Origin of the sequence: Microbacterium deferens, assembly GCF_045517775.1 — a bacterium.
Classification (GTDB): Bacteria; Actinomycetota; Actinomycetes; order Actinomycetales; family Microbacteriaceae; genus Microbacterium.
Genome location: NZ_JBEUWT010000001.1, coordinates 365286 through 385171, shown reverse-complemented (window position 1 = coordinate 385171; position 19886 = coordinate 365286). Strand labels below are relative to the sequence as shown.

Below are 19886 nucleotides of genomic sequence, written 5' to 3'. Positions count from 1 at the left end.
AGCGCGATGTCTACACCCGATCCCCGCACCACGACCGCTACGGGAGCCGACGTCCGCGTCCGCTTCTGTCCGAGCCCCACCGGCCTGCCGCACGTCGGCCTCGTCCGCACGGCTCTGTTCAACTGGGCGTACGCCCGGCACCACGGCGGCAAGCTCATCTTCCGCATCGAAGACACCGACGCCGCGCGCGACAGCGAGGAGAGCTACGCGCAGCTCCTCGACGCGCTCCGTTGGCTGCGGATCGACTGGGACGAGGGTGTCGAGGTCGGCGGCCCGCATGCCCCCTACCGGCAGTCGCAGCGCCACGAGATCTACCGCGACGTGCTGGCGAAGCTCGTCGAAGCCGGCGTCGTGTACGAGAGCTATTCGACCGCCGAGGAGATCGACGAGCGCAACGTCGCCAACGGGCGGGCCACGCAGCTCGGATACGACAACTTCGATCGCACCCTCACCGACGAGCAGAAGGCGGCCTTCCGCGCCGAGGGCCGTGAGCCGGCCTGGCGTCTGCGCGTGCCCGATGAGGACCTCACCTACGTCGACCTGATCCGTGGTGAGGTGACCTTCCCCGCGGGGTCGTTCCCCGACTTCGTGATCGTCCGTGCCGGGGGAGTGCCGCTCTACACCTTCGTGAACCCCGTCGATGACGCGCTCATGGGCATCACCCACGTGATTCGCGGTGAAGACCTCATGCCGTCGACCGCACGGCAGCTGTCCCTCTACCGCGCACTCGTCGATGCCGGTGTCACCGACTTCGTGCCGCGCTTCGGGCATATGCCCCTCGTGCTCGGCGAGGTCGGCAACAAGAAGCTCTCCAAGCGCGACCCGAAGGCTGACCTCTTCCTTCAGCGCGAGAAGGGCTTCATCCACGAGGGTCTGCTGAACTACCTGGCCCTCCTCGGGTGGTCGATCGCCGCCGACCGCGACGTCTTCTCGCTCGACGAGCTCGTCGCGGCCTTCGACATCGCAGACGTGAATCCGAATCCGGCGCGCTTCGACCAGAAGAAGGCCGAGTCCATCAACGGCGACCACATCCGCATGTTGGATGCTGCGGACTTTGCCGAGCGGATCGTGCCCTACCTCGCCCAGGATGGTGTAATCGAGGCGATTCCGACCCCCGAAGAGACTGCGATGATCGCGGCGTCCGCTCCGCTGGTGCAGGAGCGCGTGCAGATGCTCGGTGACGTGCCGGGCATGCTCGGCTTCCTCTTCACCGACGAGATCACCTACCAGGAGGACGCACTCAAGGGTCTGCCCGCGAACGCCGGTGAGGTGCTCGTCGCGTGCGTCGGTGCGCTCGAGCTCGTGCCGGCGGAGGAGTTCACCGCCGCGGGCGTGCAGGATGCCCTCTCGCGGGCACTGGTGGACGAGCTGGGGCTGAAGCCGCGTGTGGCCTACGGACCGCCGCGCGTCGCGCTGACGGGCCGGCGAATCTCGCCTCCGCTCTTCGAGTCGATGGAGCTGCTCGGCAAGGCGGAATCGATCCGACGCCTGGGCGCACTCGTGGATCATCTGGCGCAGTAGCGTCTCGGTTTGGCGCGACCGCCGCCGTCGGCTAGAGTTGATCCTCGGCACGGCTTCGGTCGCAGCCCGGTGGGGTATGGTGTAATTGGCAACACGGCGGTTTCTGGTACCGTTGTTCTTGGTTCGAGTCCAGGTACCCCAGCTGGAAGAAAATCCCCGCTCCGGCGGGGTTTTTTCGTTGGTGCCGACGGCGGGTGTCGCCCAGCCTGTGAGGCGCCCAGGCTGGGGGCGTACTGTGCCGTCATGAAAACTTCGTACATCTCCCCAGAGAGGCTGCGCCCGACGCGCTTCGCGGCCGCCTGACGCTCCCGGGATCACTCATGACCGGCATGAGAACGGTCAGCCCCTCCCCGCTCCGTGATCGCGCGGGCCGAGGAACCAGCGAGTTCACCGAACTCGCGCAGCGGGTCCGCGAGAGCGGGCTCCTCCGGCGCCGCTACGGCTACTACTGGACGAAGCTCGTGCTCGCACCAGTCGTCCTCGCCGGGTGCATCGTGGCCTTCTTCTTCATCGGCGACACGTGGTGGCAGCTGTTCACCGCTGCCGGCTTCGCCATCGTCTTCACCCAGATCGCTTTCCTCGGGCATGATGCCGCGCATCGCCAGATCTTCGTCTCGGGCAAGTGGAACGACTGGATCTGCCTCATCCTCGGCGACCTGTTCGTGGGGATGAGCTACGGCTGGTGGCAGCACAAGCACACGCGCCACCATGCGAATCCGAACAAGATCGACGCCGACCCCGATATCGACCTTCCCGTCATCGCCGTCACTGCGGAGGAGGCCGCGACTCCCCGGGGTCCGATCCTGCGCTGGCTCCGATCGCATCAGGGGATCTTCTTCTTCCCGATCCTGTTGCTCGAGGGCGTCGCGCTCCACGCGTCCGGCCTGCGCCGGGTGGTGACCCGCGAGCATCTTGCTCGTCGCTGGGTCGAGATCGCCTTCCTCCTCGTACGGCTCGGGGGCTTCGCGGTGATCGTCTTCCTCGTGCTCTCGCCCGGCATCGCGGCGGTGTTCCTCGTCGTGCAGCTCGGACTGTTCGGTTTCTACATGGGTGTGTCGTTCGCGCCCAACCACAAGGGCATGCCGGTGGTGCCGCGCGACGCGACCTTCGACTTCCTGCGCCGCCAGGTGCTGATGAGCCGCAACGTCCGTGGCGGGAGAATCATCGACGTGCTCCTCGGCGGTCTCAACTACCAGATCGAGCACCATCTGTTCCCCTCGATGCCGCGCCCCCATCTGCGAAAAGCCGCCCCGTTGATCGCGGCGTATTGCGCAGAGAAGGGCGTGCCGTACACGAGCGTGGGTCTGTTCACTTCGTACGCGATCGTCACGCGCTACATCAATCGCGTGGGGCTGGGGGAGCGGGATGCCTTCGCCTGTCCTCTCGTGCAGCAACGAGCGGCGATCGGAGCGCAGGGCTGAGGGCGAACGCCGTTTCACCGCGTCCGTGGGTGCGTGTGGCTTTATCTGCGTATCTGTTGTACTGTGTGGGAATTCCATCGGGAGGACCACGATGTACGCAATGGAGCGACAAGAGCTCGTCGAGCGACTGCTGCGCGAAGAGGGCCGCGTCGGCGTCGTCGACCTGTCGACCCGCTTCGGCGTGACGACCGAGACGATCCGTCGCGACCTCGCGCTTCTCGAAGAGGCGGGCACGCTCCGTCGTGTCCACGGCGGCGCCGTCGCGACAGACCGAGGGAGCACCGTCGAAACACCGGTGTCTGAGCGCGCGCTGCGCAAGGGCGACGCGAAGCAGGCCATCGGCCGGCGTGCGGCTGCACTCCTCGACGCCGGATTCCGCGGATCGGTCTACCTCGACGCGGGAACGACCGTGGCGGCCGTCGCCGCCGCCCTCCCGCTCCACCTCGCAAACTCCCGTGGGGGCGCCGAGATCGTCACGCACTCGATGACGATCGCCCACGATCTCGCCGGGTCCGACCTCGGGTTGACCGTCATCGGCGGGCGCATCCGTGGCCTGACGGCCGCCGCGGTCGGCGCAGAGACGGTCGCCGCGATCTCCCATCTGCGACCGGACGTCGCCTTCGTCGGTACGAACGGCCTCAGCGAGGGCTTCGGACTGAGCACCCCTGATCCCGATGAGGCGGCCGTGAAGGCCGCGATCATCGCGGCGGCGCGGCGAGTGGTCGTCGTCACCGACGCGGAGAAGTTCGGAGCGGAGCTGCTCGTTCGTTTCGGTGGGCTCACCGACATCGACGACCTCGTCTCCGATGCGGCTCCCGAAAGCGGTCTGTCGAACGCGCTCGGCGACGCCGGGGCGGAGGTGTGGGTCGCATGATCGTCACCCTCACCGCGAATCCGTCGATCGATCGCGCCGTCACGCTGTCTGCTCCGCTCGCGGTCGGCGAAGTGCAGTCCGCGACCGACGCGCGGGAGGACGCCGGGGGCAAGGGCGTCAACGTCGCCAGGGTCATCGCCGCCGCGGGGAGGGCCACGCTCGCCGTCGTTCCGGTCGGCGACCACGATCCGTACCGCGAGTTGCTGGCGGCCACCGGTATCCCCGTGCGGGCGGTCGCCTCTGCGGGGCGCGTGCGTGCGAATCTGACCGTGACCGACCCGGCGGGCACGACCACCAAGATCAACCTCCCCGGACCGGTGATGGACGCAGGAGGCGCCGCCGAGCTCACCGCGGCGGTCGTCGAGGCCTGCGCCGACGCCGACTGGCTCGTGCTGGCCGGGTCGGTTCCTCCGGGGGCGGGGGAGACCTTCTACACCGACGTCATCCGCGCCGTGCGCGATGCGTGGGGTGATCGTGCGCCCCGCGTCGCGGTGGACGCCTCCGGAGCCGCGCTCGAGGCTGTCGTGCGCGATGGGCGCCCCGACCTCATCAAGCCCAACGACGAGGAACTCGCCGCGCTCGTGCGAGAAGATCCGTCGGGCGACGTCGATCTGGTCTCGGAGGCCGTGCGGCGGGCACGCACGGTCGTCCCCTCCCACGTCGCCGCCGCACTCGTCACCCTCGGCGGTGCGGGGGCCCTTCTGGTCACCGGCGACGAGGTGCTGCGCGCCGTCGCTCCGAAGATCGCTGTGGTGAGCACCGTCGGTGCGGGCGACAGCTCGCTGGCGGGCTATCTCCTCGCCGATGTCGCCGGCGCGGCGCCCGCCGAGCGTCTCGCCAACGCGGTCGCGTACGGCGCTGCCGCAGCCATGCTGCCCGGAACCCAGGCCCCCACCCCCGCAGACCTTCCTCCCGGAAGCATCCGCGTTCTCCCGTTCGTCCCCGCACACTGATCCACCCCTGACCACGGAGGTCATGACATGTCCCGCATCATCACACCTGAGCTCGTCAGCCTTGACGTGCCGCTGGGCGACGGCAAAGCCGACGTCATCCGGGCCCTCGCCGAACGCGTCGTCGCGAACGGTCGGGCGCGTGACGCCGATGAGCTGTTCGCCGACGCCTGGGCGCGCGAGGAGAAGGACGAGACCGGTCTCCCCGGCGGAATCGGCATCCCGCACGCACGCAGCGCATCGGTGACCGAGCCCACGCTCGCCTTCGCCCGGCTGAGCCCCGGGGTCGACTTCGGCGCACCGGACGGCCCGGCCGACATCGTGTTCCTCATCGCCGCCCCTGCGGGGGCCGACGAGGCGCACCTCGCCGTGCTGTCGCAGCTGGCGCGCAGCCTCATGAACCCCGACTTCATGGCGGGTCTGCGATCGGCGTCGACCCCCGCGCAGGCGGTCGGTATCGTGAGCGCCGCGATCGAGCCCGCGCCCGCTTCGGCGGCGGAGCCGGCTCCGGCACCGACCCGCGCGGAAGCCCGCGCCCAAGCGTCGCCGGAATCCTCGCCCACCCGTATCGTCGCCGTGACCGCGTGCGCCACGGGTATCGCGCACACCTTCATGGCGGCCGACGCGCTGACGGCTGCAGGTAAAGAGGAGGGCGTCGATCTCATCGTCGAGCCCCAGGGCTCGAGCGGCTACAAGGCTCTTCCGCAGAGCGTGATCGACAATGCCGACGCGGTCATCTTCGCCACCGACGTCGACGTTCGCGAACCCCAGCGTTTCGCCGGCAAGCCGGTCGTGCGTTCGGGCGTGAAACGGGGTATCGAGCAGCCGAGGCAGCTCATCGCCGAGGCCATCGCCGCAGCGAAGAACCCGAACGCTGCACGCGTCACGGGGGAGGCGACCTCGGCCGCCGCCGAGACGGCCCCGGTGTCGTGGGGCGCGCGCATCCAGCGCATCCTGCTGACCGGTGTGAGCTACATGATCCCGTTCGTCGCCGGTGGCGGTCTGCTCATCGCGCTCGGCTTCCTGCTCGGCGGCTTTGAGGTCACCACCAATGCCGCGACGGTCATCACCCAGAACTCGCTGTGGGATCTCCCGACGACCGACATCACCTCGCCCATCGGACCCCTCGGGCAGTACCTCGGGTCGGTGGCGTTCATGATCGGTGCGACGTCGATGGGCTTCCTCGTCTCCGCCCTCGCCGGCTACATCGCGTTCGCGATAGCCGATCGTCCGGGTATCGCCCCCGGATTCGTCGCGGGTGCGGTCGCCGTGCTGATGAACGCCGGGTTCATCGGCGGCATCATCGGTGGTCTGCTCGCGGGTTTCATCGCGTGGTGGCTCGGACGCCTCGACGTGCCCCGCTTCCTTCGGGGTCTCATGCCGGTCGTCATCATCCCGCTGCTCGGATCGATCTTCGCTTCGGGACTCATGGTGCTCTTCCTCGGTCGCCCGATCGCCGCGCTCATGACAGTGCTGACCGACTGGCTCACCTCGATGTCGCAGAGCGGCGTCGGCGCCGTGCTGCTCGGAGTCATCCTCGGGCTCATGATGTGCTTCGACCTCGGCGGACCGGTCAACAAGGTCGCCTACGCGTTCGCGACGGCCGGACTCGCCGCCGCCACGGTGGACAACACCGCGCCGTACCTGATCATGGCCGCCGTGATGTCGGCGGGCATGGTTCCGCCGCTCGCCATGGCGCTGGCCTCCACGGTGCTCGCACGCAAGTCGTTCACCCCGGTCGAGCGCGAGAACGGTGTCGCGGCCTGGCTGCTGGGCGCGTCGTTCATCAGCGAGGGTGCGATCCCGTTCGCTGCTGCCGACCCGCTGCGCGTCATCCCCGCCTCGATGGTGGGCGGCGCGGTCACGGGTGCACTCAGCATGGCCTTCGCGGTGCAGTCGTACGCCCCCCACGGCGGGCTCTTCGTGTTCTTCGCGATCAACCCGTTCTGGGGCTTCCTCATCTCGATCGTGGCGGGCACCGTCGTGTCGGCCCTCATCGTGGTCGCGCTGAAGAAGTGGGTCGGCCGCAAGGAGCTGAACGACGCCGAAGCGCCGCAGCTCGCCGCCGTTCCGGCATGATCGATATACACCCATCGGAAGGAAGCACCATGGCAGAACGTCAGGCCACCATCGCCAGCAGCTCCGGGCTGCACGCGCGTCCCGCGAAGCTCTTCGTCCAGGCCGTCCAGGAGAAGAAGATTCCCGTGACGATCGCCGTCGCCGGTGGCGCCGACCTGAACGCCGGCAGCATCCTGTCGCTCATGGGCCTCGGCGCTGCCAAGGGCACCGTGGTGACGCTCAAGGCCGAGGGCGAGGGCGCCGACCAGGCGCTCGACGAGCTGGTGACCCTGCTCGAGACCGACCTCGACGCTCAGTAGCACGAACGGATCGGATGCTGCGGACCCACGTGGGTCCGCAGCATCCGTCGTTTGCGGGGTCAGGCGGTGCGCTCGGCGTAGACCACGCGGTTGTCGACGTAGGAGGCCGCCGCCGTGTCGAAGACGCCGCCGCACGTGATGAGTCGGAGTTCGTCGTCGGCGACCGCCCCGAAGACGCGGCTGGTGGGGAACGCCGACTTCGGATAATCAGCCACCTCGGTGACGACGTAGGAGAACGTCGTTCCCGCCGTGTCGGTGACCTCCACGGTGTCGCCCGGCGCCAGCTGCTCAAGGCGCAGGAAGACGGCGGGGCCGGTGGGGGAGTCGACGTGCGCGGCGATCACCGTGGGGCCTCGGCCCCCGGGGCGACCGCCTCCGGTGAACCAGCCGACGTCGTCGAAGTCCTCCGGCACCTCCATGTCGCCTTTGTCGGTGATGCCGAGGTCGATCAGCGGCTCGTCGAGCTCGATCGCGGGGATCCGCACGCTCGCGGGTGCGAGCGCCTCGACGGTTGCGGCGGTCGGCGGCGCCTCAGGCGCCGTGCGCGTGGGCTCGGCGACGGCCGGCCCCGACGGAGCGGATTCGACGCGGGGCGCAGACGAGCAGCCGCCGAGCGCGAGGGCGGTCGCGAGAACCGCGGCGCACACGGAACCGAGCACCGCCGTGCGGACACGGCGGCGCTCGGTGATGCGGGAAGGAGCCGCGATCACGCGCTCGCGTGGAGACGACGCCGCGACGTGACACCCAGGGCCGCGAGGAGGCCCACCACGCCGGCGCCGGCGAGCGTCAGGCCGAGAGCGTCGACGCTCGACGTCGCGGTGCCGCCGGCACCGGTGCTGACTCCGCCGACAGGCACGGCCGAGAGCTGTCCGCGCACGACACCGGCGGCGAAGTCCACCGTGTGCGAGTCGCCGGTGAACCCGGCGGGGTTCGCCTCGACCTCAGCGAGAGAGAAGCCCTCGCCGCTGTCGACGCCGTCGGTCACGATGCCCGTGGTGAACGGGCCCTGCAGGCAGCCGGAGCTCGTGCGAGGACCGTCGCCGACCGGTGCGGGGTTGGGGAACGCAATGCGCGGCGGGCCGGGCTTGCCGACCGCGGCTTCGTGGATGTGCGTCGCCGTCTTGGCGGGGCTCTGGTAGTCGCCCGAGACGCCGTTGAGGGTGATGTCGTAGCAGATGATCTCTTCGTCGCTGTTGATGCGGAAGGTGAACGAACCGGTCGCTCCCTCCTGGCCCGGAGCGACGACCCCGTCGCTGTTGATGACCTGGTCGGGCGTGGCCATCACGGTGAAAGCGCTCGTGAACGACGAGGGCTCGGCCACCTCGGTCTCGGCGTGGGCCGGCGAGGCCAGGGCCACCAGGCCCACGGCAGCGACGGCACCGAGCGCGATCGTGCGGGGGAGTGTGTTGTTCGACATGTCTCGACCTTTCGACGCGGACGCGGGATGCCTCCGTTGGAGGGGGATACGCGGCAGAGGCCGCTGGCGTTCACGCCGGCTGCGATCTTTTCTCGGCCCGAATGAACACGGCGGCGACGATCGCGGTATCACCCGCAGGACCTCGGTCGGAGGTGCGGTCGTCTAGCCTGTGAGGAGCGTGAGCCCGTGGCGGCAGTCGTCGAGATGCGCGCGGGGAGCGTGATGGAGCAGCCGAACGACTTCGATACGTCGCGGGCATTCGACGACCACGGATCGGTGCTCCTCGGGTTCGCCGTCAACGCGTTGCGCGACCGCGCCCTCGCGGAGGACTGCGTGCAGGAGACGTTCCTGCGCGCGTGGCGATCGCGCGATCGGTTCGACCCGCACCGGGCGAGTGAGCGCACCTGGCTGTTCGCGATCGCGAGGAACGTCGTGGCCGATGCCCTCCGGGCGCGCGCCCGACTCGGGCGGATCGGCTCGGATGCCCTGCTGGAGCAGCAGCCGTCGACCGACCGCGATCCACTCGAGCGGCTCCGCATCGTCGAGGGGCTCTCCCGGCTGAGCGACGCCCACCGCGAGGTCGTCGTCGCGGTGCACCTCGACGGGCGGTCGTATCAAGAGCTCGCCGACGCGACGGGCACGCCCGTCGCGACCCTGCGCACACGCGCCTTCCACGCACTCCGGGCCCTCCGCGGCCACCTCGAAGGATCGGACGAACCCGATGCACAGCCCTGATGACCGCACCGCCGAGTTGATCGCGGGGGCCGTCGCCGGCGAGTTGTCGCCCGACGAGCAGCGCGAGCTCGACGCGCTCCGCGCGCAGCATCCCTGGATCGACGGCGAGATCGCCGAGCTCCGACGACTGACCGCGGACCTCGAGGGGATGACGTGGCGGGAGACCGAGCCGGATGCGGCGCTCCGCGACCGGGTCACGGGCATCCCCCACGCCGCTCCCGTCAACGTCACCCCTCTGCGATCGGCGAGTCGGCGGCGGTGGGTCCTGCCCGCGGTCGGGGCCGCGTGCCTCGCCCTGGGTCTGGCCGTCGGTGTGGCCCTCCCGCCCGCCGGTACGACCCCGACCGGGCCTCCCGGAACCCTCGGCGCGCTCGAGACGGTCGACCTGCGCGACGAACCGTCGGGTGCGGCCATCGATGCCGACCTGGTCGCGCACACGTGGGGCACGGAGGCGATCCTCGACGCCACCGGACTCGACGTCGGGGTGACGTACGCCATCGTGCTCGTCGGTTCGGACGGTACGGAGTTCTCGGCGGGCGCGATGCTGGGCTCGAACGTGCCGATCCATTGCAGCGTCAACGCGGCGGTGCTGCGGGAAGACGTCGTGCGTCTCGAGATCCGCGACTCCCGTACCGGGGCGGTGGCATCCGCGGATCTTCCCGAGGTGTGACGGGCGCCGCAGCCGAGTCGTCGCCCCGCTGATCTCGTCCGAACTCAGGATGGAAGGTGTGAGGCGACCGCGGGCGTCCCGGAATCCTGCGGATGCGCGGGAGCCGGCAGGCATCCATCCTGAGTTCGTGCGAGGCGAGCTCGCTCAGGGGTGGCGATGAAGAGGTGTCAGAGGTCGGTGGAGTCGCCCGGGTCGAGCGCGAGGAACTCGCCGCCGTTCTCCTCGACCGCCCAGGTGAGGCGAGCGCGGTGCATATCGCGGCCGATCTGCGAGACCGTCATGTCGTGGGTGCCGAACGCGCGCCGGGGCTTCACCGCGAGAACGAAGTCCATCGCGTCGCCGACCTTGAGCCACGGGGCTCCGAGCGGCGCGGCGAGCAGGGCGATGTCGTGCCCCTTCGGCAGGGCGTAGGAGTCGCCCGGGTAGTAGAACTGCCCGTTCACAAGAACCCCGACGTTGTCGACCGTGGGGAGGGAGGAGTGGATGACCTCGTGGGTTCCGCCGAAGAACTCGAGTTCGAACGGGTCGAGGGCAACGGTGTCCCCGGGATGCACGACGGTGATGTCGAAGCCCGCAGCCGCCTTCGCGACTCCCTCGGGCGCGTAGATGGGGACGCCCGGCACCGCGGCGAGAACCCGGTCGAGGTGCTCGGCGGTCCAATGATCGGGGTGCTGGTGGGTGATGACGACGCCGACGACGCTCTGCAGGTCGTCGAGCGGACTGGTGAACGCACCGGGATCGATGAGGAGGGCCTTGCCCGCGACCTCGAGGCGGAGGGCGGCATGTTCGTACTTCGTCACTCGCATGGTGCGAGTCAACTCGCCCGCACCGCGGACGGCAACCTCCGGGGGTGGGCCTGCCTCGATTTGGCCGTGCCGTCATCGCCGTGGCATAATTGAACGGTTGTCGCAACGGCCCCATCGTATAGCGGCCTAGTACGCCGCCCTCTCACGGCGGTAACGCGGGTTCGAATCCCGCTGGGGTCACAACACGAGAAATGCCCGTCCGAATGGACGGGCATTTCTCGTTCCGCGACGCAGCATCCGCACGCTGCGTCCGCGGCCGGTGCGGCGTTCAGTCGGTGGGTTCCTCGACGCGTGCCGTCGATTCGCCGTTCTCTTCGGCCGACGTCTCACCGGCCTCCGTCTCGGCGACGACGCTCTCCGCGGAGTCGGCCTTCACCTCGTCGGTGAGTGCATCGGTCGGGGGGCCGTCGTCGGCGTGGGCGTCGTCGGCATCGCGCTGGGGGCTCGTATCCGTCATCGTGTCATTCTCCTGTCGGGTGTCGACGCGTCACGCGTCGGGGTCTGTGGCGGCGAGGCGGTCGGCGTCGGCGCTGTCGATCACGTCGTCGTTCGCATCGGCGTCGAGCACTTCGTCGCCCTCGACCTCTCTCGTCGCGTTCGTCGCGGCGTCGTCGTCAGGGCCGGGCACGATCGGCGGGAGGGAGTTGGTCGTCATCGTTGTCTCCTCTGTCGGGGTTCACGAACCTACGCCGCGGCCCTCGCTGCCCGCGCGGGGTTGACGAGCGCCGCGTGCGAGTGCGGGCCGTGTCAGGAGAGCGCGCGAAGGTAGCGGCGACGAGCGACGCCTTGCGCCAGGCGGAGGAGGGGGTGCACCGCGCGCCATCCCGCGACATCGGAGGGCGCGGTGAGCGATCGCACGGTGATACGCACGACGTCGTCGTCGTCTCTGTGGACGATGAACGCCTCCTCGCCGTGCACGGGATGCCCGGGGAGGGTGCGGTAGGCGAAAGCGACGCGATTGTGCTCCTCCACCACCTCGACCACCTCTACGGGCTCGATCACCGTGACGCCGAGCACACGCGCGTGGATCAGCGGACGATCGCCGACCGAGACCGGCGTCGGTCCTTTCACGGCGAAGCCGCTGCGCGTCTTGACGCGCCACCGGAGCAGGTCTGCCGAGGCCCGCACCCACACGTCCTCGCCCGCGCCGATCGCCGATGACACCTCGGAACGGCGGAAGGCCGCGTCGCCGGTGCGCCAGACGGTCGCGGAGGGGTCAGTCATCGGCGCACCGCGCGTCGAGCGTCTCCAGAAGGAATGCGTTGCGCTGCTGGATCAACCGTCGCAGGTAGGGCACGAGGATCGCCCGGTCGATGACGAAGCCCAGCACGGGGGAGGCGAGGGTGATCCTGTCCACCATCACAGTTCCGCCCTCGGGGCGTTCGCGAAAGGTGTGTTCGTGCCGGAACGTTCGGAACGGCCCGCGAGTCTGCTCGTCCGCGAACAGGCGAGGCCTCTCGAGCGCCGTGATCTTCGTCGTGAGGCGGAACCAGATTCCGAAGTGGCGAGCGCGCCAGGTCACGGATTCGCCGAGTCCGATCCGCCCGTGCGTGACGCCCTCGACGGCGGACTCCGCCGACTGCCGCATGGAGCCCACGTGCGCGTCGATGTCGAGCGACAGGTCGAACAGGGCCTCGACAGGATGCTGCGAACTCGTCTCGACCGAGAACGAACGTGTCACACCGGTGCCCTCTCATCGAGCACGGCGGCGACCGATTCGATCTCTACGAGCTGGTCGGTGTACCCGAGGACGGTGACTCCGAGCAGGGTGCTGGGAACGTCGTGATCGCCGAAGGCGTCGCGCACGACCTCCCACGCCGCGACCAGGTCGCTCTGTCTCGCGGAGGCGACCAGCACACGCGTGGTGATCACGTCGTTCATCGTGGCGCCGGCGGCATCCAGGGCGAGCTTCAGCGTGCCCACGCACGCCTCGGCCTGGGCGGCGACGTCTCCGCGGCCGACGATCGCGCCGTCAGCATCCAGCGGGCACGCTCCGGCCAGGAAGATCAGGCGCGCATCCTTCGGGGCGGTGGCGGCGTAAGCGTATTCCGCGACGTTCGAGAGGGCGGAGGATCGGATCAGCTGGACGGCGCGCGGCATACTCCGATCCTCCCACGGGGGGTTTCAGGCCTTCCAGGGCAGATTCAGATCGCCGGGGTCGACCTCGATCTCTCCGACGTCGTCGGGGCCTCCGGTGCCGGGGGCCACCTCGACCTGGTCGGAATCGATGTCGGAGTCGACGTTGTCGGAGAGTGTTTCGCCCTGCTTCTGCTCGGTCTCGCTTTCGCTTGCCGGGCTGTACGTGCGATCCTTGCGCACCGATTCGGGATCGGTGAGGCCCTCGGTCTCGGTCGTCGCGGGCGTGCCGTTGTCTGCGTTCATGGGAGCGACGCTACGAGCGTTCCGTCCTCGTGAGGCCCGGGTTGACAGGTCTGCCACCCGCGCCGGTGCGGGTCGACTAGCCTCGGTAGGAGAGACCCGCGTTCACCCGCACGCGCATCTCGCAACGAAGGGCCACCCCATGAGAGTTGTCTCCTCAGCCGATTGGCGCGACAGCATCCCGTTCGAGACGCCGATGATCGTCGCAGACGTCGCCCCGGGCGAACCGACCCGGTGCTTCACGTGCGGCTCCACGGCCGAACCGAAGCCGCGCACCGAGCTGTGGGTCGTGAAGCACCGCCACCCGAACGACCACGGCGGGTTCGTCCGCTTCTACTGCGCGGACCACCGTCCGGTGTTCGCCGCTCCCGTGACCGAGACGGTGGGTCGCTCGCGACCGGCACCGATCCGCGAACGCCGAGCGCCCGCCGCTCGTCGCGAGCCGATCGTGGAGAAGCAGCGAGAGACCTGTCCGAACTGCTTCGTCGAGGTCACCGCGACCGGCGAGTGCGGAATGTGCGGCTGGGCGGCCTGAGCTCACGCCGGATTCGGCGAGCGAGTCACTCGCTCGGCCGCCCTGCCGCTGCACCCTTCCGCACGCGCGCGCCGCGCACGAGTCGCACCACGCCCCATGCCACGATCGCGATGACGCCGACGACTGCGATCCACGGCAGCAGGAATCCGATCGCCACCACGATGCCGTTGAGGGTGGCGACGAGTCCGTTCCACCCCGCGACGATGCCGTCGCCGAAGCCGGCGGGATCCGCCGTGACGGTCGGCGTCACCGGGGTCAGCTGCACCGTCAGCGTCGAGAGCGACACCTGATCCTCCAGCGACTCCAGCTGTTGCCGGTCGGAGTCCAGCGTGGCCTGGCGATCGGCGAGCGCCGACTCGGCCGCGATGAGATCGGCGACCGACTGGGCCTGACCGATGAGCTCCGTGAGGCGTGCGATGGAGGCCTCGGATGCGGCGACACGTGCCCGCAGGTCGATCGCCTGGTCGGTGACGTCCTGCCGCGCGATGCTCGACGACGTGACCTCCCCGAGCGCGTCGAGCGCCTCGACGGCGTCGGTCAGCTGATCCGACGGCACGCGCACGCTGATCCACCCACCGTCCGCGGGGTACGGGTAAGGCGCGACCATCGTGTCCGAGGCGCCGCCGGAAGACCCGCGCGTATTCGGGGCGGAGTCGATGCTCGCCGTCTCCACGTAGCCTCCCCGCGCCTCCGCGTCGTCGCCGATGGCGCGGGCGGCGTCGGCCACGTCGTCGACGACGACGTTCGCCGAGGCGGTCGTGGCGATCTCCCGTGCGCCGTCCGCGGCTCCTGAGCCCGGCTCCGCCCCCGGAACGGCCGCACCGTCGAGCGACACCCACCCCTCCTCGGTGGCACCCGACACTCCGCGCCCGGGGACCACGGCCGTCGCGTCGGCAGCGCTCGACCCTGCGCTGCTGGTCGCCGTGGTGCCCACCGAGATGTAGGGCGCGATCACGGCGGCGAGCACCACAACGGCCGCGGCGGCCGCTCCGCCCGCCCACCATCGGCGACGAACCGTCCGTCGGGCCACCTGCATCTTCCGCTCGGCACCGATACGCGCGAACACGCGCTTCTCCATCGCCTCGACACGCTCGTCGGGGAGATCGGGGAGCGCGGATTCGGTGGGGGGAGTGGTGTTCATGAGCTCTCCGTCTCGGTGACAGCGCCGCGCACCCGGGTGCGGATGCGGGAGAGACGGTTGCGGACCACTCCGTGCGCGACCCCGAGATGGTCTGCCGCGGCCTGATAGCCGTAGCCCTCCTCCGTGCACAACCGGAAGATCTCGCGGTCGAGCGGGGTGAGCGCCGACACTTCCCGGAGGATCGCCTCGACGGTCGCTGCATCGATCACCTGCTTCTCGACGTCGACGGTGTCGGGGATGCCGTCGTGGACTTCCGTCGTGCGCGCGCGGTCTCGGGCTCTCGAGCGCAGTCGGTTCGACGCCTGCAGGCGGCAGATCGTCGCGAGCCACGGCAGAGCCGAGGTTCCCTCGAGGCGCAGAGCGGGCAGCTTCCGCCACGCGACGACGAACGTCTCCTGGGTGACGTCCTCGGCGTCGGTGGCGTTGCCGAGCAGCCGATGCGCGATCCAGTAGACCGGCCGCACGTGGGCGCGGTAGAGCGTGCGGAACGCCACCTCCGACCCGCCGGCGGCGCGCGCGATGAGCGTGGCATCGTCGATCGCGTCGATCATCAGCATCCCGTCCCCGAAGCATCCGTCAGCCTTCGGTGCATTGTCTCTCACCTAGAGGTGTCGCCTCCGGCGGGATCGTCTCAGACCATTTCGACACGGGGGTAGACTCGCCCGGCAACACTTTCGGCCTCCGTCACACCCCCGCTTCGAAAGGCCGTCATGGACCTGGAACTCCCGCTCGCTTTCGAGATCGGCTCGCTCGTCGTGCTGACGCTGATCCTCGTCGCCGACCTGCTGATCATCCTCAAGCGCCCGCACATCCCGTCCACGCGCGAATCCACTCTCTGGGTGGTGTTCTACGTCACGCTCGCCCTCATCTTCGCGGGCATCATGTGGATCGTCGCCGGTGGCGAGTTCGCCGGGCAGTTCGTCGCCGGTTGGTTGACGGAATACAGCCTCTCGATCGACAACCTGTTCGTCTTCGTGCTGATCATGTCGCAGTTCTCGGTGCCGCGTCGGTATCAGCAGGAAGTGCTGATGGTCGGCATCATCATCGCGCTGCTGCTGCGTGGCGCGTTCATCCTCGTCGGTGCGACCGTCATCGAGAACTTCAGCCCGATTTTCTACGTCTTCGGTGCGTTCCTCGTGTACACGGCGATCCGTCAGGCTTTCCCCGGCGACGACGCGCACGACGACGACGCGAAGCGCGAGAACTTCATCGTCCGCCTCATCCGACGCACCGTGAACATCAGCGACGACTACGACGGCGCCAAGGTGCGCACGGTCGTGAACGGCAAGAAGATGTTCACCCCGATGATCATCGTGTTCGTCGCGATCGGCGTGACCGATCTGCTGTTCGCGATCGACTCGATCCCCGCCATCTTCGGGATAACGACCAGCCCGTTCATCGTCTTCACCGCGAACATCTTCGCCCTCATGGGGCTGCGCCAGCTCTACTTCCTGCTCGGCGACCTGCTCGATCGACTCCGTTACCTGCACTACGGGATCGCGTTCATCCTGGCCTTCATCGGCGTGAAGCTCGTGCTGCACGCGATGCACGTGAACGAGCTGCCGTTCATCAACGGCGGAGAGCACATCGAGTGGGCTCCCGAGATCTCGACGTGGGTCTCGCTCGCGGTGATCGTGCTGTCGATGGCCGTCGCCACGATCGCCAGCCTCATCGCCTCGTCACGCGAGAAGTCGCCGCAGGCCCCCGAAGATGCCGCCGCTGCGGTCGCTGAGGAGAAGGGCACGCCCGCCACGGTGGAGCAGCCGCCGGCGCCCGACGAACGCCGCTGACCGCGAGACCCGATCGCGCGGGCGATGAGGGGCTAGAACGCCGCCAGGTTCGACCCGAGACCGCCGCCGGTGTACTCCGAGCGGAGGATGCCGCGACGGCGAAGGATCGGCACGAGCTCGTCGAGCATGCGGTGCACCGTGACCGGGTGCAGATCGCCCCAGAGGAGCACGCCGTCGTTGCCCCAGGTGCCGAGTTCCTCGATGCGGTCGGCGAGTTCCACGGCCGTGCCGACGAACCCCGACCCGTCCGACAGGCGCCCCAGCCGCGCGTGCGCGGTGAGCACCTGACGGAGGGGAGCGGAGGCGTCGTGCGCCCCGATGAGGCGGCGGATACTGCCCTGCGAGACGTGGTCGCCGAAGATTGCGACATCGAGCGGTTTGTCGAGATCGAGGGCGGTGAGGTCGGTCTCGAGGTCGCTCGACTGTCGCTGCGCGATCAGAGCCAGTGCGGCATCGTCGGGATGAGCGGATGCGGCGACCAGCCGGTCGGCCTCCTCCGGTGAGGAGACGATCACGGGCTGGATCGCGAACAGCACCTTGACGTCGTCAGGACTGCGGCCGGCGGCTCGCGCGGCGTCGTGGATGCGCCCGCGGTAGGCCGTGATGCTGGCCTCGTCGAGAGGGGCCAGTGCGAGCTGCACGTCGGAGTTGGCGCCGGCGAAAGCCAGACCGCGGCCGGAGCCGCCGGGGGAGACGATCGAAGGTTCGCCATCGGTGAAGGGCACGGCGTTGAGCGGGCCGTCGAAACCGAAGTGCTCCCCGCGGTGGCGCACGGTGCGCAGCCGCGTGCCGTCTGCGTACCGGCCGGTCGCGGTGTCCTCGAGCAGGGCGCCGTCGTCCCAGCTGCGCCAGAGATCGCGGATGCCGGCGAGCCACTCCTCTGCGCGGTCGTAGGCGGCATCGTGGCCGAGCTGGGCAGCGGTGCCGAAGTGGCGCGCACTGCCGGTATCGGTGACGACGTTCAGTCCGAGGCGGTGACCGCTGAGGTGCTGCAGCGTCGCGAACTGCCGGGCGGCGGTGTACGGCAGGTAGGCCGCCGGATTCACCGTGGGCGCGATACCGAGGTGCTGCGTCGCGGCGAACAGGTAGGGCGCGAGCAGCAGGGGGTCGAGTTTGGGTCCTCCGAAGGCGTGGCGCACCCGGAGGTCGATCGTGTCGGCGCTTCCGAGCGACGGAGCGTCCTCGATGATGACGAGATCGAATCCTGCCTGCTCGAGTGCGCGCGCAGACTCCTGGTAGAGGTCGGGGCTCGTCCACCGGTAGTTCCAGTCCAGGTAGGGATGACCCCACCCGTGCGGTCCGAAGCCGCGTGCGAGGAACCATCCGAAGTGCTGCAGCTGCGTCACAGCACGACCACCTCGCGCTGAGAGGCCGAGGCCGGCAGGCTGTCGAATGCGCGACCGAGGTCGCGCAACAGGTCGTCGATGTCTTCGATACCGATCGAGACGCGGAGCGTGCCGGGGAATACACCGGCCTCCGCTCGCTCGGCCTCCGTTCGACCCGCGTGGCTCGTGCTGGCCGGGTGCAGGATCAGCGACCGCACGTCGCCGAGATGGGTCATGTGCGTGATGATCTCGACCGACTCGGCGATGTGGCTGGCCGCCACCTTGCCCCCGACGAGGGTGAAGGTGAACACCGACCCGCTGCCGCGGGGCAGGTAGCGCTCGGCGAGTGCGTGATGCGGATGCGACGGCAATCCGACGTAGTCCACTCCGACGACCTCCGGCCGGGCCGCGAGCCACCGGGCCACCGCGAGGGCGTTGGCGCTCTGGCGTTCGACCCGCAGGCTGAGGGTCTCGATCCCCTGCCCGATGAAGAAGGCGTTGAGGGGCGAGGGGGTGGGGCCCAGACGTGGCACAACGCTCTCGCGGATGTACTGGCCGCGAGCTCGCCGACCGTACTTCTCGGCGTAGCTCGGGCCACCGAGGCGGTCGGCCGTGGTCAGGTGGGGATAGAGGTGGCCCGACTTCGCCGCATCGAACCGCCCGTCGTCGACGATCACACCGCCGAGGACCGAGCCTTGACCGGCGAGGAATTTGCTCGCGGAGTGGACGACGATGGCCGCGCCGTGCTCGATCGGGCGGAGGAGGTAGGGGGTGGTGAAGGTGCTGTCGACGATCAGCGGCACTCCACGCTCGTCTCCGATGCCCGAGACCGCGGCGACATCCAGCACGTCATTGCGGGCATTCGAGAGCGACTCGGCGAAGAGCGCCTTCGTGTTCGGCCTGATCGCTGCCCGCCAGTCGTCGAGCGAGGTGGCATCGACGAACGTCGTCTCGATGCCGAGGCGTTCGAGGTTGTGGATGATGGCCCCGCGGGTGCCCTCGTAGATCTGCGTCGCGGCGACGAGGTGATCACCGGCGCTGAGCAGAGACAGCAGTGCCGAGACGACGGCGGCCTGCCCGCTGGCGACGAGGATGGCCTGGTCGCCGCCCTCGAGCGATGCCAGGCGCCGCTCGACGGCGTCGACCGTGGGGTTGCCGGTGCGCGAATACCCGAAGCCGGCCCCCGTGCCGAAATGGTCGGCGGAGTGCTCGACATCGCTGAACCGGAAACCGGCTGTCAGATAGATGGGGAGCGCACGGGGCTCGGCCGACACCGTCTCGTCTGCGACATGCACCTGGCGCGTGGTGAATCCGGTCGACTCGGTCATGCGTCGCTCTCCTGCCTGGTCATCGGAACAGGCTGACACGGGCCCTGTCCTCAGACGAAAGTCTGGGGCGCCGTGTTACGGCGGAAACCACGAAGGAGCCGCCCCCGAGGGGACGACTCCTTCGTGGAAACGAGTGGTCAGGCCTTGCGGCGTCCCACGATGAGGCCGTAGATCAGCAGAACGATGATCGAACCACCGATAGCCAGCAGCCAGCTGCTGATCTCGAAGAAGCTGTCGACACCGACACCGAAGATGGCGCTGCCGATCCATCCGCCGAGGAGTGCGCCCACGACGCCGAGCAGCAGCGTGATGAGCCAGCCGCCGCCCTGCTTGCCGGGGAGGATCAGTTTGGCGATGGCGCCGGCGATGAGGCCGAGGAGGAGGAATCCGAGGAAGCCCATGGCGAGAAGTCCTTTCACTGAATACGAGCGACGCGACTTCCGGGTGAGAAGCCGCTGACCGGCGCTGGTGGTGGTCACCTGCGGACACCGGTCGTGTCTTCGTACGCGTCCCTCACTGTAGAAGCGGTGAGAGTTTCGCGAAGAGACCTTGACACATCACTCGTCTTGTGATCCGGCAGTTCCGAGGAGCGCAGGTTCCGCGAGCGGGCGATGGG

General features: G+C 69.1%; 24 protein-coding genes and 2 tRNA genes. 12 read left to right on the top strand and 14 right to left on the bottom strand.

From position 1 onward, the window contains the following. Positions 1–6 precede the first annotated feature (6 nt). From gltX to ABTU82_RS01865, 7 genes are all read left to right on the top strand, one after another. Entirely contained in the window at positions 7–1521 is a 1515-nt protein-coding gene (gene gltX / locus ABTU82_RS01895; protein WP_407171324.1) for a glutamate--tRNA ligase, read from the top strand. Between the two features lie 70 nt (positions 1522–1591). Then, a tRNA-Gln gene (locus ABTU82_RS01890) sits at positions 1592–1663 on the top strand. Positions 1664–1841: 178 nt separating this feature from the next. Continuing rightward, positions 1842–2942, top strand: a complete 1101-nt coding sequence (locus ABTU82_RS01885) for a fatty acid desaturase family protein (protein ID WP_116646322.1) — start codon at positions 1842–1844, stop codon at positions 2940–2942. Between the two features lie 91 nt (positions 2943–3033). Continuing rightward, positions 3034–3816, top strand: coding sequence for a DeoR/GlpR family DNA-binding transcription regulator (locus ABTU82_RS01880; protein ID WP_116646323.1), 783 nt, complete (start codon positions 3034–3036; stop codon positions 3814–3816). Continuing rightward, positions 3813–4769 (top strand): 1-phosphofructokinase family hexose kinase, encoded by a 957-nt coding sequence (locus ABTU82_RS01875; protein WP_407171321.1) that lies wholly within the window; start codon positions 3813–3815, stop codon positions 4767–4769. The genes ABTU82_RS01880 and ABTU82_RS01875 overlap by 4 nt, the downstream gene beginning before the upstream one ends. A 27-nt stretch (positions 4770–4796) precedes the next feature. Beyond that, a complete protein-coding gene (locus ABTU82_RS01870; RefSeq protein ID WP_407171320.1) occupies positions 4797–6845 on the top strand; it encodes a PTS fructose transporter subunit IIABC in 2049 nt (682 codons plus the stop codon). Positions 6846–6874: 29 nt separating this feature from the next. Then, positions 6875–7144 carry an HPr family phosphocarrier protein gene (locus ABTU82_RS01865; RefSeq protein WP_116646326.1) on the top strand — a complete coding sequence of 90 codons (270 nt, stop codon included), beginning with the start codon at positions 6875–6877 and terminating at the stop codon, positions 7142–7144. 59 nt (positions 7145–7203) lie between these two features. Here ABTU82_RS01865 and ABTU82_RS01860 read toward each other — a convergent pair whose 3' ends face one another. Further along, positions 7204–7854, bottom strand: a complete 651-nt coding sequence (locus ABTU82_RS01860; RefSeq protein ID WP_407171317.1) for a class F sortase — start codon at positions 7852–7854, stop codon at positions 7204–7206. Next, complete coding sequence (locus ABTU82_RS01855) at positions 7851–8561, bottom strand: CHRD domain-containing protein (RefSeq protein ID WP_407171315.1); 711 nt, start codon at positions 8559–8561, stop codon at positions 7851–7853. The genes ABTU82_RS01860 and ABTU82_RS01855 overlap by 4 nt, the downstream gene beginning before the upstream one ends. A 186-nt stretch (positions 8562–8747) precedes the next feature. Between ABTU82_RS01855 and ABTU82_RS01850 the strand changes: the two genes are divergently transcribed. Then, positions 8748–9296: an RNA polymerase sigma factor gene (locus ABTU82_RS01850; protein WP_407171312.1), complete on the top strand. Its 549-nt coding sequence runs from the start codon at positions 8748–8750 to the stop codon at positions 9294–9296. Beyond that, a complete protein-coding gene (locus tag ABTU82_RS01845; RefSeq protein WP_407171309.1) occupies positions 9283–9966 on the top strand; it encodes an anti-sigma factor in 684 nt (227 codons plus the stop codon). Before ABTU82_RS01850 ends, ABTU82_RS01845 begins: the two co-directional genes overlap by 14 nt. A 167-nt stretch (positions 9967–10133) precedes the next feature. Here the strand turns inward: ABTU82_RS01845 and ABTU82_RS01840 are convergent, their stop codons facing one another. After that, positions 10134–10772, bottom strand: a complete 639-nt coding sequence (locus ABTU82_RS01840; protein WP_407171307.1) for an MBL fold metallo-hydrolase — start codon at positions 10770–10772, stop codon at positions 10134–10136. Positions 10773–10879: 107 nt separating this feature from the next. On the opposite strand from ABTU82_RS01840, the gene ABTU82_RS01835 reads away from it, so the two are divergent. Further along, positions 10880–10952, top strand: a tRNA-Glu gene (locus ABTU82_RS01835). Positions 10953–11040: 88 nt separating this feature from the next. Here ABTU82_RS01835 and ABTU82_RS01830 read toward each other — a convergent pair. The 6 genes from ABTU82_RS01830 to ABTU82_RS01805 all read right to left on the bottom strand — a co-directional run bounded on the left by ABTU82_RS01830 (position 11041) and on the right by ABTU82_RS01805 (position 13154). After that, a complete protein-coding gene (locus ABTU82_RS01830; RefSeq protein WP_116646330.1) occupies positions 11041–11229 on the bottom strand; it encodes a hypothetical protein in 189 nt (62 codons plus the stop codon). Positions 11230–11259: 30 nt separating this feature from the next. Beyond that, entirely contained in the window at positions 11260–11427 is a 168-nt protein-coding gene (locus ABTU82_RS01825; RefSeq protein ID WP_165817902.1) for a hypothetical protein, read from the bottom strand. 92 nt (positions 11428–11519) lie between these two features. Beyond that, complete coding sequence (locus ABTU82_RS01820) at positions 11520–11996, bottom strand: DUF1990 family protein (RefSeq protein ID WP_407171305.1); 477 nt, start codon at positions 11994–11996, stop codon at positions 11520–11522. Further along, positions 11989–12453, bottom strand: a complete 465-nt coding sequence (locus tag ABTU82_RS01815) for an SRPBCC family protein (RefSeq protein ID WP_407171303.1) — start codon at positions 12451–12453, stop codon at positions 11989–11991. The genes ABTU82_RS01820 and ABTU82_RS01815 overlap by 8 nt, the downstream gene beginning before the upstream one ends. Beyond that, positions 12450–12872 carry a RidA family protein gene (locus tag ABTU82_RS01810; RefSeq protein ID WP_407171302.1) on the bottom strand — a complete coding sequence of 141 codons (423 nt, stop codon included), beginning with the start codon at positions 12870–12872 and terminating at the stop codon, positions 12450–12452. Before ABTU82_RS01810 ends, ABTU82_RS01815 begins: the two co-directional genes overlap by 4 nt. A 24-nt stretch (positions 12873–12896) precedes the next feature. After that, positions 12897–13154 carry a hypothetical protein gene (locus tag ABTU82_RS01805; protein ID WP_240606773.1) on the bottom strand — a complete coding sequence of 86 codons (258 nt, stop codon included), beginning with the start codon at positions 13152–13154 and terminating at the stop codon, positions 12897–12899. A 139-nt stretch (positions 13155–13293) separates the two neighbouring features. Here ABTU82_RS01805 and ABTU82_RS01800 point away from each other — a divergent pair, with 139 nt between their 5' ends. Further along, entirely contained in the window at positions 13294–13686 is a 393-nt protein-coding gene (locus ABTU82_RS01800) for a glucose-6-phosphate dehydrogenase (protein WP_407171299.1), read from the top strand. Positions 13687–13711: 25 nt separating this feature from the next. Here the strand turns inward: ABTU82_RS01800 and ABTU82_RS01795 are convergent, their stop codons facing one another. Together ABTU82_RS01795 and ABTU82_RS01790 are read right to left on the bottom strand one after the other, a co-directional pair. Then, entirely contained in the window at positions 13712–14827 is a 1116-nt protein-coding gene (locus ABTU82_RS01795; RefSeq protein WP_407171298.1) for a DUF4349 domain-containing protein, read from the bottom strand. Next, positions 14824–15378, bottom strand: coding sequence for an RNA polymerase sigma factor (locus ABTU82_RS01790; protein ID WP_116646797.1), 555 nt, complete (start codon positions 15376–15378; stop codon positions 14824–14826). Before ABTU82_RS01790 ends, ABTU82_RS01795 begins: the two co-directional genes overlap by 4 nt. Before the next feature lie 159 nt (positions 15379–15537). Here ABTU82_RS01790 and ABTU82_RS01785 point away from each other — a divergent pair, with 159 nt between their 5' ends. Then, a complete protein-coding gene (locus ABTU82_RS01785; protein ID WP_407171296.1) occupies positions 15538–16617 on the top strand; it encodes a TerC family protein in 1080 nt (359 codons plus the stop codon). A 32-nt stretch (positions 16618–16649) separates the two neighbouring features. On the opposite strand, the gene ABTU82_RS01780 is transcribed toward ABTU82_RS01785, so the two are convergent. The 3 genes from ABTU82_RS01780 to ABTU82_RS01770 form a co-directional block, all read right to left on the bottom strand. Next, entirely contained in the window at positions 16650–17963 is a 1314-nt protein-coding gene (locus ABTU82_RS01780) for an LLM class flavin-dependent oxidoreductase (protein WP_407171293.1), read from the bottom strand. Beyond that, complete coding sequence (locus ABTU82_RS01775; protein ID WP_407171291.1) at positions 17960–19270, bottom strand: O-acetylhomoserine aminocarboxypropyltransferase/cysteine synthase family protein; 1311 nt, start codon at positions 19268–19270, stop codon at positions 17960–17962. The genes ABTU82_RS01780 and ABTU82_RS01775 overlap by 4 nt, the downstream gene beginning before the upstream one ends. Before the next feature lie 137 nt (positions 19271–19407). Beyond that, a complete protein-coding gene (locus ABTU82_RS01770) occupies positions 19408–19671 on the bottom strand; it encodes a GlsB/YeaQ/YmgE family stress response membrane protein (RefSeq protein WP_116646338.1) in 264 nt (87 codons plus the stop codon). Between the last annotated feature and the right edge of the window lie 215 nt (positions 19672–19886).